At 45.5% G+C, this 389-nt stretch carries 1 protein-coding gene; it reads left to right on the top strand.

Going from position 1 to position 389, the window contains the following annotated elements; genetic code table 11:
- Positions 1–231: 231 nt before the first annotated feature.
- Positions 232–389 (top strand): flagellin N-terminal helical domain-containing protein (locus tag SMB34_RS20965; RefSeq protein ID WP_476756156.1); only part of this gene is annotated, 158 nt, incomplete at its 3' end.

The following is a 389-nucleotide window of genomic DNA, read 5'->3' as shown; positions in this document are numbered from 1 at the left end:
CAAACCTGCACGAGAAAAGCCCCGAGAGAAATCTTCGGGGTTTTTTCTATTTTCATGAATTCTCATAACATAAACAATTATTTACTTTACGTCTTACGTGGAACCACTTACACGCAAAAAATCTTCTAACTGCAGGTTAATGCACGCAGAAGAAGCAGAGATGCTAGGAAGGCATCTCAAAAATTCGGCATTACGCTGAACACTTAACAATCCACGTAGGAGTTAAAGACCATGGGTCTTGGTGTTATTTCCAACTATGCCGCAAACGTCGCTCATCGCAACCTCGTTGCGTCTGACGCTTCGGCAACAAACTCACTTGCAAAACTGTCATCCGGTAAACGCGTAATGAATGCGCGTGACGATGCGGCCTCTATGGCCATCGGCGCACG

It is taken from the genome of Thalassospira permensis NBRC 106175, from assembly GCF_000714555.1.
Classification (GTDB): domain Bacteria; phylum Pseudomonadota; class Alphaproteobacteria; order Rhodospirillales; family Thalassospiraceae; genus Thalassospira; species Thalassospira xiamenensis.
The sequence above is the reverse complement of the archived record's forward strand: the minus strand, read 5'-3'. Positions and strand labels throughout refer to the sequence as shown.